This window comes from Arsenophonus endosymbiont of Bemisia tabaci Q2 (assembly GCF_902713415.1).
In the GTDB taxonomy this organism is placed as follows: Bacteria; Pseudomonadota; Gammaproteobacteria; order Enterobacterales; family Enterobacteriaceae; genus Arsenophonus.
Genome location: NZ_CACTIE010000022.1, coordinates 12,303 through 28,010, shown reverse-complemented (window position 1 = coordinate 28,010; position 15,708 = coordinate 12,303). Strand labels below are relative to the sequence as shown.

The window sequence follows — 15,708 nt, the reverse complement described above, 5'->3', positions numbered from 1 at the left end:
CAATATGGTGTAATCAAAATTAAGTCGCTTAGCTATAGATGAGGTTATATATTTCAAATAATAAAGAACAATTAGCCATTCGTTTTTTAAACAAAACTGGTGATGGTTTTCCTTACCGGGCTTTTATCTGGGTACATGGAATCGACGAAGCAGCAAATATCGATTCAGACAAAGATTTTTTAACAGTTGGTGATATTCTTCATGATGGTATGCAACATCTTGCTCATCTCGTCATTTATGATAGATATAATTTAGTTAAATTTAACACTGCTACTTACTTTGAATATAATGCTGTAGAAAATCAAATTGAAGTCAATTCAGATACCTTACCATTTAAATTAGCATTCCAAAGAGTTGATGGCTTCCGCTTTGATTTAATCTTAAAAAATGATGATTAATGTTATTTTTTCAGAAATCATAGAACAAAGTTAATTAACTACCCAATCTTAATCTAATATTGATGTATTATTTATACTAATATTTATTAGATTAAGTTTGGTTTTAGAAATTAACCAGATAATTTTAATACATGTGATAAAAATATTTATCCTCCAATAAAATTTTTAAATAACATAGCATTTTTATTTCTATGCTTTATTTTATCAATATTAAATTAGCCATAACATTTATATAATTTTTTTTATATATTAGTTAATTATAAATTAATGAGCAAAAACAATAGGATGCAGAATAATAAAAAATCGTGATTTGTTCTTTTTTCATCTGCTTAATACCTTAACATTCTCTGTTAAAACACAAATAAATAATAATATCTTATAAAAAACGATTTTTATAGGTGATTATTGGCACCGCATTTATTAACATACAGTCTCTTTCAAAAAGAGAGTAAGATATTGTTTTATGATTAATAAAATTACTCTCTTCAAAATAAACAACCCATAATTTTCTCAAACATACGGATAAACTGAGTTAAAATTTATGCCATTTATTCTTGGTCAACGCTGGATAAGCGATACAGAAAGTGAACTTGGATTAGGTACCGTGGTAGCTATTGATAGCCGCATGGTTACAGTACTTTTCCTTGCAAGTGGAGAAAATCGCCTTTATTCAATAAATAATGCACCAATTACACGCGTTATGTTTAATGAAGGCGATCTGATCACGAGCCATGAAGGCTGGCAGTTGAGAGTTGACAATGTACAAAAAGACGAGGGAGTACTTGTCTATACAGGAACTCGTATAGATTCCGATGAAAAAAACGTCAGCCTGCGCGAAGTGTTTCTTGATAGCAAGTTAACTTTTAATAAACCACAAGATCGTTTGTTTGCCGGTCAACTTGATCGAATGGATCGTTTTGCATTACGCTATCGTGCCTTGCGTTTCCAATACCAACAATTTGGTCACCAAACCAGTGGGCTAAGAGGTATGCGGGCCAATTTGATCCCTCACCAACTTTATATTGCTCAAGAAGTAGGTAAACGCCACCATCCACGTGTTTTATTAGCGGACGAAGTTGGATTAGGCAAAACTATTGACGCAGGAATGATCATTCATCAACAGTTACTTGCTGGACGTATTGAACGAGTACTGATTATCGTACCTGAAAGTTTGCAACACCAATGGTTAGTCGAAATGCTACGTCGTTTTAATTTGCATTTTTTGCTGTTTGATGACAGCCGTTATACAGAATCATTACACGATAGTGAGAATCCTTTTGAAACAGAGCAGCTGGCCATCTGTTCTCTTGATTTCGTTCGCTGCAATAAAAAACGTTTTGATCATTTGCTAGAAGCCAGTTGGGATATGATGGTTGTTGATGAAGCCCATCACCTGGTATGGAGTGAAAAGTCGCCTAGCCGCGGAATACCAAGCTATCGATACGCTGGCTCAGCAAATTCCTTCAGTGCGGTTATTAACCGCTACCCCTGAACAGCTGGGTCAAGAGAGCCATTTTGCTCGCCTACGTTTACTGGATCCTAATCGCTTTCATAGCTATCAACACTTTATTGAAGAACAAAAAAATTATAGCCCGGTTGCCGAAGCCGTTAGTTTGGTCCTTTCTGATGAAAAATTAAATAATAAGCAACAAAATTTATTAACAAAATTAATTAAGGAGCAGGATATTGAGCTTCTTCTTAAAGCCATTAACAGTGATAATGGAGAAAGTAAAAAAGCACGTCGCGAATTGATTACCATGTTGATGGATCGTCATGGAACGAGCCGTTTACTATTTCGCAATACCCGTAATGGCGTTAAAGGCTTTCCTCGGCGTGAATTACACGCTATTAAATTACCTTTACCCCCACAGTACCAAACGGCGATTAAAGTTGCTGGCATCATGAATGCTAAGAAATCCGTTGATATCAGTGCGCGAGAGATGCTCTATCCTGAACAAATCTATCAGACGTTTGAAGGTAAAAATGCAACTTGGTAGAATTTTGATCCCCGGATTGAATGGCTAAAGGATTTCTTAACAACTCATCGGCAAGAAAAAGTTTTAGTTATCTGCTCTCAAGCAACTACTGCCTTACAATTGGAACAGGTACTAAGAGAAAAAGAAGCGATCAGAGCGGCCGTTTTTGATGAAAATCTATCATTACTCGAACGGGATCGGGCGGCTGCCTATTTTGCCTCCCAAGAACAAGGAGCTCAGGTATTACTATGCTCTGAAATTGGCTCTGAAGGACGTAATTTCCAATTCGCCAACCAGTTAGTTATGTTTGATTTGCCTTTTAATCCTGATTTGCTTGAGCAAAGAATTGGGCGTCTGGATCGTATCGGTCAAAATCGGGATATCCAAATTAGCGTACCTTACCTTGAAAATACTGCCCAAGCTATTTTGCTACGTTGGTATCATGAGGCGCTTGATGCCTTTGAGTATACTTGTCCAACTGGTCGCGCTATTTATGATCAATATTATCAGCAACTGGTTGAGTATTTGGCTAAACCGACCGTCCTTGATAACTTTGACGATTTTATTAAGGCTTGCCGAGCTAAACATAACAAACTTAAAACCGAATTAGAGGAAGGGCGCGATCGCTTATTAGAAATGAATTCTAATGATGGCGAAATTGGTCAAGATTTAGCCAAACAAATTGCAGAACAAGATAATAGTATTGATTTGACTAATTTTTCATTAAATTTGTTCGATATCATTGGTATTAACCAAGAAGATCGCAGAGATAATCTGATCGTTCTTACACCTGCTGAACATATGTTGATACCTGATTTTCCTGGCTTGCCGCAAGATGGTTGTAGTATTACCTTCGATCGTACTCAAGCATTGTCTAGAGAAGATACCGAATTTATTAGCTGGGAACACCCGATTATTCGTAATGGTATGGATTTGATCCTTTCTGGCGAAATTGGCAGTTGTGCTGTGTCTTTATTGAAAAAAAAACTTACCAGTCGGTACACTACTTACTGAATTAATTTATGTTGTTGAGGCACAAGCACCCAAAAATCTACAAGTCACTCGCTTTTTACCGCCAACGCCAATTCGTATTCTAATGGATTTTAAAGGTAATGATCTGGCTAAGCAAGTAGAATTTGAAAGTTTTAATCGTCAGCTAAATACTGTGAATCGCCATACTGGTAGTAAACTGGTAAATGCCGTACAAAAAGAGGTACATAACATACTGCAACTTTCTAAAGCTATGATAGAAAAAGAAGCAAGTATGTTGATTGCCGAAGCAAAAACAGAAGCGGATAAAATATTATCGTTAGAGTATTCGCGATTAGAGGCATTAAAATCGGTCAATCCGAATATTCGTCCTGATGAATTAAGCGCTATTGAATATGAACGCCAACAATTATTGCTCAATATTGATCAAGCTAATTGGCGATTAGATTCTATACGCCTGGTGATTGTTACCCATCAGTAATTATTTATCGCCAGAAACAATAAAGTTTTTGGCCACGTTGGAGCAACTGATATGTTTTACAATTCGCCTATCGATCCCTGGCTACACGTTCTTTATCAAGATCAGCATATTATTGTGGTGAACAAACCTAGTGGTTTGTTATCAGTACCTGGTAAAGCCGCCGAACATAAAGACAGTATTATGACACGGGTTCAGGCGGATTTTCCAACAGCTGAATCCGTTCAATCGCCTTGATATGGCAACCAGCGGAGTTATTGTCGTGGCATTGAATAAAAGCGAAAAAAAAAGAGTTAAAACGTCAATTCCGTGAAAGAGAGCCACAAAAAATTTATCAAGCAAGGGTTTGGGGTCATATTACCAATAAAAAAGGACTTATTGATCTGCCTCTAATCTGCGATTGGCCTAATCGGCCTAAACAAAAAGTGTGCTTTACAACCGGTAAAGAAACACAAACTAAATACGAAGTGTTAGCTTATGAAGAACAAGCAACGCGAGTTAAACTTGTTCCGATTACAGGTCGCTCACACCAACTACGTGTTCATTTGCTGTCACTGGGTCATCCTATTATTGGTGATCGATTTTATGCTCATCAAGTACCGCTAATACTCTCTTCACGTTTACAATTACACGCAGAAGCCCTTTACATTACGCATCCAGTTTATGGGTCACCTATCCACTTCACGTGTAAAGCCGATTTTTAACAGCTGGAAAACTTATTCAACTAACGTTTAATATTATATACTATTTAAAGTGACGCTCTTTTTTAATTAAATCATAAGCTAATTGAATGGATTGTGCTTTTTGTTTGGCAATTTCCATCATTTCTGGTGGTAATCCTTTAGCAACCAATTTATCTGGATGATGTTCAGCCATTAATTTACGATAAGCACGTTTAATTTTGGTTTTTTCATCATCAGGTTGCACACCTAATACCTTATAAGCATCCGCTAATGTTGGTCCTTGAGCAGTATGTCGATAGCGATTCGAACCATAAGAATAGTTACTACTATGCTCAAACCGTCGACCGCCTTCCATCATATGTAAGAATTGTTCAAACTGATTATGTGAAATGCTTAACTCTTCAGCAATAATAAACAGTACTTTTCGTTCATTTGGATCTAAAGCGCCATCAGAAAAAGCAGCTTGTATTTGAATTTCCAGAAACATCTGGATAAGGTCAAATCGACCAAAACAAGCTTGGCGTAATTTTTTCAGCGTTTGTCTTAGAGGAAAATTTTGTTCCTTACCTTCTCTAAATGCATTTTGTGCTGAAATTCTGGCATCACCATGCAACTGCATTCTATCCATCAGGTTTGTTGCTAGTTGAATATCAACTTCAGTGACTCGGCCTTTTGCTTTCGTTAAATGGCCTAAAATCTGAAATGTGCTGACGAAAAAAAGTGCCTGACGGCTCTGCTTAGTGCCTGTTTTCTCTAAATTTTGCTGTTCTGATGTTTTATCATATGCATGACCGATAATGAAACCGATAATGACACCCCAAATATGAGTGCCAGACATGATCCCCAACATAACACCAATAATTTTTCCCCAATACCGCATAAACTTCTCAATTCCCCAATGCCCTGAGTATAATTTTGCATTATCATACTACTCATTCTACTCTGTGCCTAATAACCTGAATATATAGCTGATGGTTTTATACAGACAAGAGCCGTTAAGTACGTTAATTGTTGAACTTTTGCCTACACGATAATATCGATGAAGGAACTACATACAGAATGATGAAAAAAAGTCACCCGACACTACTTGCTACCATGATTTGGATAGCTGTTCATAGCCAACAGGCCCATCCTGATCTAACAGAACAATGCATGCTAGGGGTACCGGTATATACTAAACCGATTGTGAAAGGTAATCCCAATGATCTACCTACCCATATCACCGCAAAAGATGTGGCTGTTGAATATCCTCATTTCATCGAGTATAAAGGTAATGTAGATATTCAACAAGGTAACCAGACTCTCACCGCCGATGAAGTTAAATTGACCCAAACAGAGACGACAAGTAAAAATCCATTGCGTACGGTAGTAGCAACAGGAAATGTACATTATGATGATCCTCAAATCATCCTAAAAGGGCTAAAGGCATGGTCAAATCTTAGTAATAAAGATACCGATGTCGAAAAAGGTGACTATTTGATGGTTGGGCGTCAGGGTCGTGGCTGCGCAAATAAAATGAAATTGCGCGGAGAAAATCGCTACACCATTTTAGAAAAAGGCATGTTTACTGCCTGCCTTCCAGGTAATGATAGCTGGAGCGTTGTTGGCTCAGAAGTTATTTTAGACCGCCAAGAACAGGTTGCCGAGATATGGAATGCACGTTTTCGCATTGGTAATGTACCTGTTTTTTATAGCCCTTATTTACAATTACCGATTGGCAATAAACGTGGATCCGGTTTTCTACTACCTAATGGTAGTTATTCTAAAGGTTCAGGCTTAGACTTTGCGCTACCCTTTTACTGGAATATTGCACCTAACTACGATGCAACCATTACAGCACAATTTATGACCTTTCGTGGCGTAAAACTGAATAACGAGTTTCGTTATCTGACGATAGCTAGAACCGGTACCGTTGCCGTTGATTGGCTAAAACACGAGCGCAATTATATTAAAGATAAAAATAGTGGCCACTATCCCGCTCGTGATAGTGATGATCGCTGGCTTGTATATTGGGGTCATTCGGGCGTACTCAATCAAGTATGGCGTTTTAATATCGATTATACCAAAGTCAGTGATCCAAAATATTTCACCGATTTTACCTCTAAATATGGTAATAGTACTGACGGCTATGCCACTCAGAAATTCAGTGTCGGTTATGCACAACCTAACTGGAATGCAACCTTAACACATAAACAGTTTCAGGTTTTTGTCGATTCACCGAATAGTAAAGCTTACAAAACTGAACCGCAATTAGACCTAAATTTTTATAAATATGATCTGGGCCCATTTGATCTGAAAACTTATACCCAAGCAGCGCGTATTACCAGTGTTGGGGCCAATAATCCTGATGCCACTCGGTTACATATCGAGCCAGAATTGAACCTACCACTAGCAAATGATTGGGCCAGTATTAACAATACTGTAAGGCTACTGGCAACTTATTATGATCAGGATATCCCTGACAAACTGGCTAATGGCACGCTAAAAAAACATGTTACTCGCGTATTACCGTCAGTAACTTCTGATGCGAAACTGGTTTTCGAACGTGACCTGCTGAAAAATAGCAATTATGTACAAACGTTAGAACCTCGGGTTCAATATCTTTATATACCTTATCGCGACCAAAGTGATATTAATAATTATGATTCATCCTTGCTACAGGCTGACTATAACGGTTTATTTCGTAACCGCATTTATAGCGGCTTAGATCGTATCGCTTCAGCTAACCAATTAACGACCGGTATCACTACGCGTATTTATGATGAAGAATTAACTGAACGTTTTAATTTTTCTGTCGGACAAATATACTATTTTGAGCGGCCCAGAACTGAAGATTCCGATTTACAGATTGAAGATAAAAGTAATACCGGTTCATTATTATGGGCCGGTGATACTTATTTACGCTTAACGGATAACGGGGGACTGCGTGGTGGGATCCAGTATGATAGACGGCTGGGTGATATTACAATGGGGAATGTTGTGACCGAATATCGCCTGGATTCAGATCGTTTAATTCAGCTAAATTACCGCTTTGTCGATCGCGATTATATTCAAGCAACAGTTAGAAGCGCACCAGCCTTTCAAAAAGGAATTTCTCAAATGGGGGTGGTAGTGAGTTGGCCTTTAGGTGATCGCTGGGGTTTCGTTGGCTCATACTATCATGATCTAAAAGAAAAGCAACCCGCCAGTCGATTAATCGGTTTACAATATAGTACGTGCTGCTGGTCAATTAATATGGGCTATGAGCGTAAAATCGTCGGCTGGCAACCACAAAACTTCAATAGTGACTATGATAATCGCTGGTCAATCAATGTGGAACTAAGAGGCCTAAATAATAATCATAATTTGGGAAGTCAGGATATGCTTGCTAGTGGTATTTTACCTTATCAACAAGCCTTCTAATAAAATTGATATTTTCAACTATCAAATAGAAGAAACCTGAAATAGGATCAAACTTTAATATAATCGAACAAAATGAGAACTTTATGAATTATTGGAGAAAACTGATTATTGGCTTGTTGTTCACAGTTAGCACTACCACACTGGCCGCGCCACAACCATTGGATAAAGTGACTGCTATTGTTAATGATGGCGTTGTGCTACAAAGTGACGTAGATAATATGCTAGATATAGTAAGAATAAACGCCAGAAATGCAGGACAACAAATTCCCGATGAAAATGCATTACGTCACCAAATATTAGAACGCTTGATCATTGACAAAATTATTATGCAAATAGCCGAAAAAATGCATATCCAGATCCCTGATCAAGCAATAGATGCTACTATCGCCAATATTGCAGCCCAAAATAGATTAACGGTTGGCCAACTACAACAACGATTGTCAATGGATGGTATCAATATACAAAATTACCGCAGCGATGTTCGTAGAGAAATGATGATCGCAGAAGTACGTAATAATGAGGTTCGTCGACGGATAACCGTCCTGCCGCAAGAAGTAGACTCACTGGCTGCCCAACTTAATTCACAAGCTGGCCAAGATGCTAATGTCAATTTAAGCCATATTTTGATCCCATTACCAGAAAATCCAACTAATGAACAAAGTCAATCAGCGATGGCTACGGTAAATAAAATTATCGCCCAATTAAAGCAAGGCGCTGATTTTGGTAAGCTGGCCATTACTTACTCTGCCCATCCTAATGCTTTAAAAGGCGGGCAAATGGGCTGGAGTAAAGTTGAAGAATTGCCAACCGTTTTTGCTCAACGAATTCAGCATGCTAAAAAAGGCGATATCATTGGACCTATACGTTCTAGTGTCGGTTTTCATATCCTAAAACTTAATGATATACAAAGTGGCAATATGCCGATTTCGGTTACCGAAGTGAAAGCTCGCCATATACTTATTAAATTTTCACCTATTATGAATAGCGAACAGGCATATGCAAAAATACAACAAATTGCACAGCAAATTAAAACGAGTCAACTAACCTTTGCCGAAGCAGCTAAAAAATATTCACAAGATCCTGGCTCTGCATTACGTGGCGGTGAACTTGGCTGGAATATGCCCAATGTTTATGATCCAGGATTTCGTAATGGTTTAATGTGTTTAAATAAAGGTGAAACAAGTCAACCAATCCAGTCCTCTTTTGGCTGGCATCTTATTCAGCTGGAAGATACTCGCCAAGTTGATAAAACCGATGTAGCCCAGAAAGATCATGCCTATCGTCTATTATTCAATTGTAAATTTAACGAAGAAGCGCAAATTTGGATGCAAGAACTACGCGCATCTGCCTATGTAAAAATTCTTAATGATAGCGATGCACAATAATCTTTATGGAAAAAAACTAATACTATCGTTTTCACCCCCGGTGAACCGGCCGGGGTAGGCCCTGATCTTTTGATCCAACTCGCTCAACAAAATTGGCCGGTTAGATTAGTTGCTTGTGCTGATCCAGACCTGCTAATAAGCCGAACGGATCAATTCGGCTTAGAATTAGAATTAACTATTTATTCGCCAGGAACTTCGAATAACAACCAAGCTGCCAACAAATTGACCGTGTTACCAATAAAATTACCTGCGCCGGTCAAAGAAGGCCAACTTAATAAACGAAATAGCACTTATTTAATAGAAACACTTAGCCGCCGCCTGCGATGGCTGTATGGCTGGTGAATTTTCAGCATTAGTTACCGGCCCTGTTCATAAAGGAATTATCAATGATGCAGGTATTTCTTTTACCGGACATACTGAATTTTTTGCTGACAGAAGTAAAACAAAAAAAGTCGTCATGATGTTAGCGATAGAAACATTGCGTGTTACGCTAGCAACAACCCATTTACCTCTCAAACAGGTTCCCGCTGCAATTACTTTTCAAAGCCTACAAGAAGTTATTTATATTTTAAATGAAGAATTAAAATCTAAATTTGGCATTAAAACACCCGCCATCTATATCTGTGGATTAAATCCTCATGCCGGCGAAGGCGGACATATGGGACATGAGGAAATCGATACTATCATCCCAGTTATCGAGAAATTGCGTCATGAAGGATTGCAGCTTTATGGCCCTTTCCCGGCGGATACTCTATTCCAGCCCAAATATCTGAACCAAGCTGATGTCATTTTAACTATGTATCACGATTAAGGTCTGCCTGTGCTAAAATATCAAGGTTTTGGCCACGCGGTAAACATTACTTTAAGCTTACCCTTTATTCGTACATCGGTTGACCATGGTACAGCCATCGAGCTAGTAGGAAGTGGGCAAGCAGATGTTAACAGTTTTATAACCCCCTTAAAATTAGCTATTAGCATGATACAAAATAACAATGAATAAACGAATCCATCAAGGGCACTTTGCCCGTAAGCGCTTCGGGCAAAATTTTTTAACTGACCCATTTATTATTGACAATATGGTTACTGCTTTTAACCCAAAGCCTGATCAAGCTATTGTTGAAATTGGCCCGGGTCTAGGCGCCCTAACATTAGCTATTAGTGCACTTATAAAGAATATGACGGTAATCGAGTTAGATCGTGATCTTGCCGCCCGTTTAGCTGCACACCCTGCGCTGAGTGCTAAACTAACAATTATAGCAAACGATGCAATGACGATTGATTTTGGCGCAATAGCGAAAGAAAAAGGTCAACCCCTTAGAGTGTTCGGTAATCTTCCTTACAATATTTCAACTCCGCTAATGTTCCATCTTTTTACATATACTAATGCTATTGCTGACATGAATTTTATGTTACAAAAAGAGGTTGTAAATCGCTTAGTCGCAGGACCGAATACTAAAGCATATGGTCGCCTTAGCGTTATGGCGCAATATTATTGTCAGATAATCCCTATCTTAGAAGTACCGCCGTCGGCTTTTTCACCCGCGCCAAAAGTGGATTCAGCCGTCGTGCGTTTAATTCCTCATCAACGAAACCCTTACCCTATTTGTGATGTCAAATTATTAAGTCATATTACTACACAGGCATTTAATCAACAACGTAAAATTATTCGTAATAGTTTAAGTGATTTATTTAGCGTGCAAGATTTTGAGCAATTAGGTATTGATCCAAATTGTCGCGCTGAAAATATTTTAGTAGAAAATTATTGCAAGTTAGCCAGAAAATTGGCTAAAACCTCTCACTAATAGTGATAAACTTTGGGGGCACTATGCTAAATGAACCTAACATCTGTATACAAGTTCAAAGTGTCTATATTGAAAATCAATCTTTACCGGAAGAAGCCAGATTTGTTTTTACCTATACGGTTTCTATTCGCAATCTAGGCCGCACGTCGGTACAGCTAATAAGTCGCTATTGGTTAATTACCAATAGCGATGGTAAACGTACCAAAGTACAAGGACAGGGCGTGGTAGGAGAGCAACCTATCATTCAACCAAGCTCCGAATTTCGTTATACCAGTGGTGCTATTATAGAAACGCCAATCGGAACCATGGAGGGCCATTATGTGATGTTAGATAATGATGGTAAAAATTTTTATGTTGATATCCCAGTCTTTCGTCTTGCTATCCCAACAGTTATAAACTAATTATGGCTACTTATCTTATAGGAGATATTCACGGTTGCTATCGTGAACTTAAAGCACTTCTCAAACAAGTGAAATTTGAACCAAAAAAGGATGTTTTATGGCTCACCGGTGATCTCGTCTCCCGAGGCCCGGATTCACTCAAAGTTTTACGTTACATTAAAACATTAGGGTTATCCGTCAGAATGGTACTAGGTAATCATGATCTCCACCTTATCGGTGTATATCTAAATATTAGCCATAATAAACCCAAAGACAAACTGAAAAAATTACTGACAGCGCCTGATGCTGATGAATTACTTAATTGGTTACGACGTCAACCATTATTACAAGTTGACAATAAGAAAAAAATCATCATGGCACATGCTGGGATCACACCACAATGGGATTTAGCAACAGCACAGATGTGTGCCAAAGAAGTAGAGGCTATTCTTAGTAGTGATAACTATCCTTTATTTATTGATTCCATGTATGGCGATATACCGAATAACTGGTCACCGAATTTAACAGGGTTATCGCGTTTACGCTTTAGTACTAACATCCTGACTCGTATGCGTTATTGCTTTCCTGATGGTCAGTTAAATATGGCCTGGAAAAATAAACCTGAAAACACACCTCCTCCTTTAAAGCCTTGGTTTGATCTGCCGCGAAAAATACCACCAGAATATGCCATTATTTTTGGTCATTGGGCTTCCCTTAAAGGGAAAGGAACACCTGAAGATATTTATGGGCTTGATACCGGTTGTTGCTGGGGAGGAAAACTGACTTTATTACGCTGGGAAGATAAAAAATATTTTCACCAGCCTGCATTTACCAAAAAATAACTAATACTATGCTTATTTTGCTATGCAACAAATAATGGAATATAAGTAATTAATTAATTTTGTTTTAATATGACTAAAACAATAGATATAAAAGCTATTTGAATAGACCCTTATTTATAAATATTTGACTTAAATTATTTAATTAAGAATACAAATTTAATTTTTATTTATATATTTAACATCCCCTAATTCAAATTAATAATAAAAAAACCGAAGTATTAGCCTTCGATTTTTTATTACCACCAAGAATCTCTCTTAGCTTTGTGAACGGCGTTCTAATATTTCAAAACAATAATTATGAGAATTTTTATCATCTGCTTCATGGTATTCAGTAAATACAGAGTCCCACTCATTAGGCTCATAAACAGGAAAATAGGTATCACCAATCACTTTCGCATCTATATGCGTTAAATAAAGACGATTCGCCAGAGGTAAGAATAATTCATAAATTTTTCGCCCGCCTATAATCATTATTTCTTCTACTTCTCCTCCTGCAGCTAGTGCCTTATGAACTGAGTTAACCCAAACAACGCGATTATCATCACTCGAATGAGTATGACTAAGAATAATATTCAAACGTTGACGTAAAGGTTTACCTATAGATTCATAAGTTATACGTCCCATTATAACTGGCTTATTTAACGTATTACGCTTAAACCAGGCTAAATCATCGGATAATACCCATGGCATGTTATTTTCTAAACCAATCACCTGATTCGCGGCCATTGCTGCGATTAAACTAATATTCATTAGATCACCATATTCGCATAATAGAAAATTGGATTTTACATTTAATAAATCGAATCACTCTTCGATAAATCTACATTTTTATAAAAACGATCAAATTATTAATTACTATTATATAGATAATTTTAAATAATAAATAACAATCCAAATAACAAAACATAAAATAATACAATCACTTTTTTTATAATCAGCTACAAAATATTCTATATTATAGAAATAAATTAAGTTAATGGATTAATCACCATCTGCGCAACTGAGCCTTTATCCGCTTTCTCTAAATTTTGACTAAAATACAAAAAAGGAAAATGATCATAAGACGGTTGTAGCATATTAACTAATAATTCACTGTATCCATTAATCCATACTGTATCTTTCCAGCCATAATCTTCCGGCCCTGGTACAACGCCATTATGATTAATAACTTTGAAACGAACACCTTCAATATGAAATGCTTGCGGCTCATGCGGCTTTTACCGTCCAGCGTTCCCATGCTCCCTGCTGGGTGATTAAGTCAATAGGATTTACATCCCGTATCATACCATTAATGCCAAAAGGTTTGCTAAGGATCACTTCACGATTACGGATCGTCGATGTGATTTGACTCGTGTCATTAACTAGAGTCTCTGGTAAATTATCTGTTACTAAGGATAATAATTCTGAAGAACAAATGGTTAAAACTTTGGTTGAATTTAATAAAGTTGACGGTTCGAAAAGTCCTTTAATACGAGATCCATAACCCCTGCTGCTCTTCCAGCCGTTATCGTCAATAACTCTGTTTTGGACATATCAATCAACACTTCTCGACGCTCGCCAGGCCCATAGGTAATCTTTCGATACTTACTGGAGCAGGCAACAGCCCTTGATCACTACCTATCAAATAAAATGGTCGCTTATCACTGATTTCCAATATATAACGCCTTGAATTTGATGCATTAAGCAGCCGTAAGCGGAGCCAGCCGCGAGCAATTTTAATATACGGCTCCTGCACACCATTAACTAATAAAGTATCACCTAAAAAACCTTCAGCTGTTGCTTTATAGTGAGGTGCGCCAAAACTATCTAGTCGTTTATCTTGCATAATAATAGGAAAATCATCAACACCGTAATGATTAGGAATATTTAAATTCTTACTGGTTTTATCTGACACAATCCACATACCAACCAAGCCATCATGAATTTGTTTTGCTATCTTGCCAGGTGTATTAGCATGATATCAACAGGTCGCAGGCGGTTGAAGGATCGGCAGTACCGGCGACCAATCAACATTGGGTGACATTAATCTTGCCGCCTCACCAATTTGAGTTCCTGGAACTTGCAACCCACTGACTGTCATAGCTACTTCTTCAGAAAGTCGATTGCTATATACCAATTTCAAATCACTACCATTTTCTACTCGAATGGTTCGCCCCAAATAATAACCATTACAACCAATAGTATTAGTGCGATGGCTACCATCAAAAGACCAATAAGATTTTTTCAACGTAAGAAACAGCGGTTGACCAACATGAGATTCCAATAAAGGTGGGATTGGCAATAATGGATACCCTTGATTTTTTTCTGCTTTAACCGCAGCAGGAAGCATAGAAACACTCATAGCTATACTTCATAGCTTAAGAAATCGACGCCGACTTAGTGACATATCTTCTCCACAAAATCATTAATAAGCTAGCGCCATTTATTGTTCATCCAGGAAAGATCCTTATCTTACTATCCGCTAGTCATTGTATTATCAAAATTGTTTGATAACTATATTCTATTAAGACGATAGATTGATACAACGCCAAATATTAATATATTGTTAAATATGACAATTTAGAAACTAATTTGCTTAAAAAATGAACTTAAACTTTATTTCATTTTTTGTTCTATTTCTGCCACTTCTTTATTTAATTCTGCAATTTTAGCTTTGAATAAATCATGGCAATATTCTGCTAATTCACGCACGTTTTCCCGATTATACTTTGTTGTATCAATAGGCGTTAGCATTTCGACAATCACTACTCCATTATTCCAACGATTCAGTTTAATGCGCCCTTCTGTTTCAGATAAACAGACTGCTACTATCGGAACCCCAGCTGAAATTGCTGCATAAAATGCACCGGTTTTAAATGGCAGTAAACCTCGACCACGACTACGGGTTCCTTCAGGAAACATCCAAACAGAAATTTTTCTTTTTTTTATCTGCTTAACAACCTGTGAAATGGTATTGTGCGCTTTAGTTCGATTAGCCCTATCAATGAGAATATTACCGGCCAACCAATATAGTTGACCGAAAAAAGGGATAAATACTAAGCTCTTTTTTCCAAGAGTAACGGTATTTGGCTGTACTGCATTTGACATAGTTACCATATCATAGTTATTTTGATGATTACCGATATAAATACTGGGAGCGTAATCTTTCGCTTCAGAAGGCACCCGATTAATAATGGTAATACCAAAGACATAAGATAATTTGCCAAACAGTCGGCCAAAGCGCATAACATGGTGTGGATTTCTTGGACTTAATAAGCAATAAAAACAACCTAACACGCAAACCAATATCGTAAACAGGATCACAATAATAATACGAACAATAGCTAACATATTTACCTCAAGTAATAAGTAACTTCACACACCTATAAAAAA

At 37.4% G+C, this 15,708-nt stretch carries 9 protein-coding genes and 4 pseudogenes; 9 read left to right on the top strand and 4 right to left on the bottom strand.

From position 1 onward, the window contains the following. Window positions 1-38 precede the first annotated feature (38 nt). The 3 genes and pseudogenes from ARSQ2_RS01890 to rluA all read left to right on the top strand — a co-directional run bounded on the left by ARSQ2_RS01890 (window position 39) and on the right by rluA (window position 4,546). Entirely contained in the window at window positions 39-398 is a 360-nt protein-coding gene (locus ARSQ2_RS01890) for a hypothetical protein (protein ID WP_181994172.1), read from the top strand. A 541-nt stretch (window positions 399-939) separates the two neighbouring features. Beyond that, window positions 940-3,845: pseudogene (gene rapA, locus ARSQ2_RS01885) on the top strand (RNA polymerase-associated protein RapA). 51 nt (window positions 3,846-3,896) lie between these two features. Then, a pseudogene (gene rluA / locus ARSQ2_RS01880) lies at window positions 3,897-4,546 on the top strand (bifunctional tRNA pseudouridine(32) synthase/23S rRNA pseudouridine(746) synthase RluA). Window positions 4,547-4,586: 40 nt separating this feature from the next. On the opposite strand, the gene djlA reads toward rluA, so the two are convergent. After that, complete coding sequence (gene djlA, locus ARSQ2_RS01875) at window positions 4,587-5,405, bottom strand: co-chaperone DjlA (RefSeq protein ID WP_181994171.1); 819 nt, start codon at window positions 5,403-5,405, stop codon at window positions 4,587-4,589. A gap of 182 nt (window positions 5,406-5,587) precedes the next feature. Between djlA and lptD the strand changes: the two genes are divergently transcribed. The 6 genes and pseudogenes from lptD (at window position 5,588) to apaH (ending at window position 12,336) form a co-directional block, all read left to right on the top strand. Further along, the gene (gene lptD, locus ARSQ2_RS01870; RefSeq protein WP_181994170.1) at window positions 5,588-7,927 is read left to right on the top strand and encodes an LPS assembly protein LptD; all 2,340 of its coding nucleotides are present in this window, start codon (window positions 5,588-5,590) and stop codon (window positions 7,925-7,927) included. 83 nt (window positions 7,928-8,010) lie between these two features. After that, window positions 8,011-9,312 (top strand): peptidylprolyl isomerase SurA, encoded by a 1,302-nt coding sequence (gene surA / locus ARSQ2_RS01865; protein WP_181994169.1) that lies wholly within the window; start codon window positions 8,011-8,013, stop codon window positions 9,310-9,312. Window positions 9,313-9,336: 24 nt separating this feature from the next. Continuing rightward, window positions 9,337-10,312: pseudogene (gene pdxA, locus ARSQ2_RS01860) on the top strand (4-hydroxythreonine-4-phosphate dehydrogenase PdxA). After that, window positions 10,305-11,114: a 16S rRNA (adenine(1518)-N(6)/adenine(1519)-N(6))-dimethyltransferase RsmA gene (gene rsmA / locus ARSQ2_RS01855; protein WP_181994168.1), complete on the top strand. Its 810-nt coding sequence runs from the start codon at window positions 10,305-10,307 to the stop codon at window positions 11,112-11,114. Before pdxA ends, rsmA begins: the two are co-directional and overlap by 8 nt. Before the next feature lie 23 nt (window positions 11,115-11,137). Further along, window positions 11,138-11,515 (top strand): Co2+/Mg2+ efflux protein ApaG, encoded by a 378-nt coding sequence (gene apaG / locus ARSQ2_RS01850; protein ID WP_181994167.1) that lies wholly within the window; start codon window positions 11,138-11,140, stop codon window positions 11,513-11,515. Between the two features lie 2 nt (window positions 11,516-11,517). Then, window positions 11,518-12,336 (top strand): bis(5'-nucleosyl)-tetraphosphatase (symmetrical) ApaH, encoded by an 819-nt coding sequence (gene apaH / locus ARSQ2_RS01845; protein WP_181994166.1) that lies wholly within the window; start codon window positions 11,518-11,520, stop codon window positions 12,334-12,336. A gap of 255 nt (window positions 12,337-12,591) precedes the next feature. Here apaH and folA read toward each other — a convergent pair whose 3' ends face one another. The 3 genes and pseudogenes from folA to ARSQ2_RS01830 form a co-directional block, all read right to left on the bottom strand. Beyond that, window positions 12,592-13,086 (bottom strand): type 3 dihydrofolate reductase, encoded by a 495-nt coding sequence (gene folA / locus ARSQ2_RS01840; protein ID WP_181994165.1) that lies wholly within the window; start codon window positions 13,084-13,086, stop codon window positions 12,592-12,594. A 218-nt stretch (window positions 13,087-13,304) separates the two neighbouring features. Beyond that, window positions 13,305-14,677 (bottom strand): annotated as a pseudogene (gene ftsP / locus ARSQ2_RS01835) (cell division protein FtsP). Window positions 14,678-14,931: 254 nt separating this feature from the next. Then, entirely contained in the window at window positions 14,932-15,666 is a 735-nt protein-coding gene (locus ARSQ2_RS01830; RefSeq protein WP_181994164.1) for a 1-acylglycerol-3-phosphate O-acyltransferase, read from the bottom strand. Between the last annotated feature and the right edge of the window lie 42 nt (window positions 15,667-15,708).

Bases quoted from the DNA above. Each gene is read 5' to 3' on its own strand.
- ARSQ2_RS01890 (WP_181994172.1), top strand. From the start codon at position 39: ATGAGGTTATATATTTCAAATAATAAAGAACAATTAGCCATTCGTTTT.
- djlA (WP_181994171.1), bottom strand. From the start codon at position 5,405: ATGCGGTATTGGGGAAAAATTATTGGTGTTATGTTGGGGATCATGTCT.
- lptD (WP_181994170.1), top strand. From the start codon at position 5,588: ATGAAAAAAAGTCACCCGACACTACTTGCTACCATGATTTGGATAGCT.
- surA (WP_181994169.1), top strand. From the start codon at position 8,011: ATGAATTATTGGAGAAAACTGATTATTGGCTTGTTGTTCACAGTTAGC.
- rsmA (WP_181994168.1), top strand. From the start codon at position 10,305: ATGAATAAACGAATCCATCAAGGGCACTTTGCCCGTAAGCGCTTCGGG.
- apaG (WP_181994167.1), top strand. From the start codon at position 11,138: ATGCTAAATGAACCTAACATCTGTATACAAGTTCAAAGTGTCTATATT.
- apaH (WP_181994166.1), top strand. From the start codon at position 11,518: ATGGCTACTTATCTTATAGGAGATATTCACGGTTGCTATCGTGAACTT.
- folA (WP_181994165.1), bottom strand. From the start codon at position 13,086: ATGAATATTAGTTTAATCGCAGCAATGGCCGCGAATCAGGTGATTGGT.
- ARSQ2_RS01830 (WP_181994164.1), bottom strand. From the start codon at position 15,666: ATGTTAGCTATTGTTCGTATTATTATTGTGATCCTGTTTACGATATTG.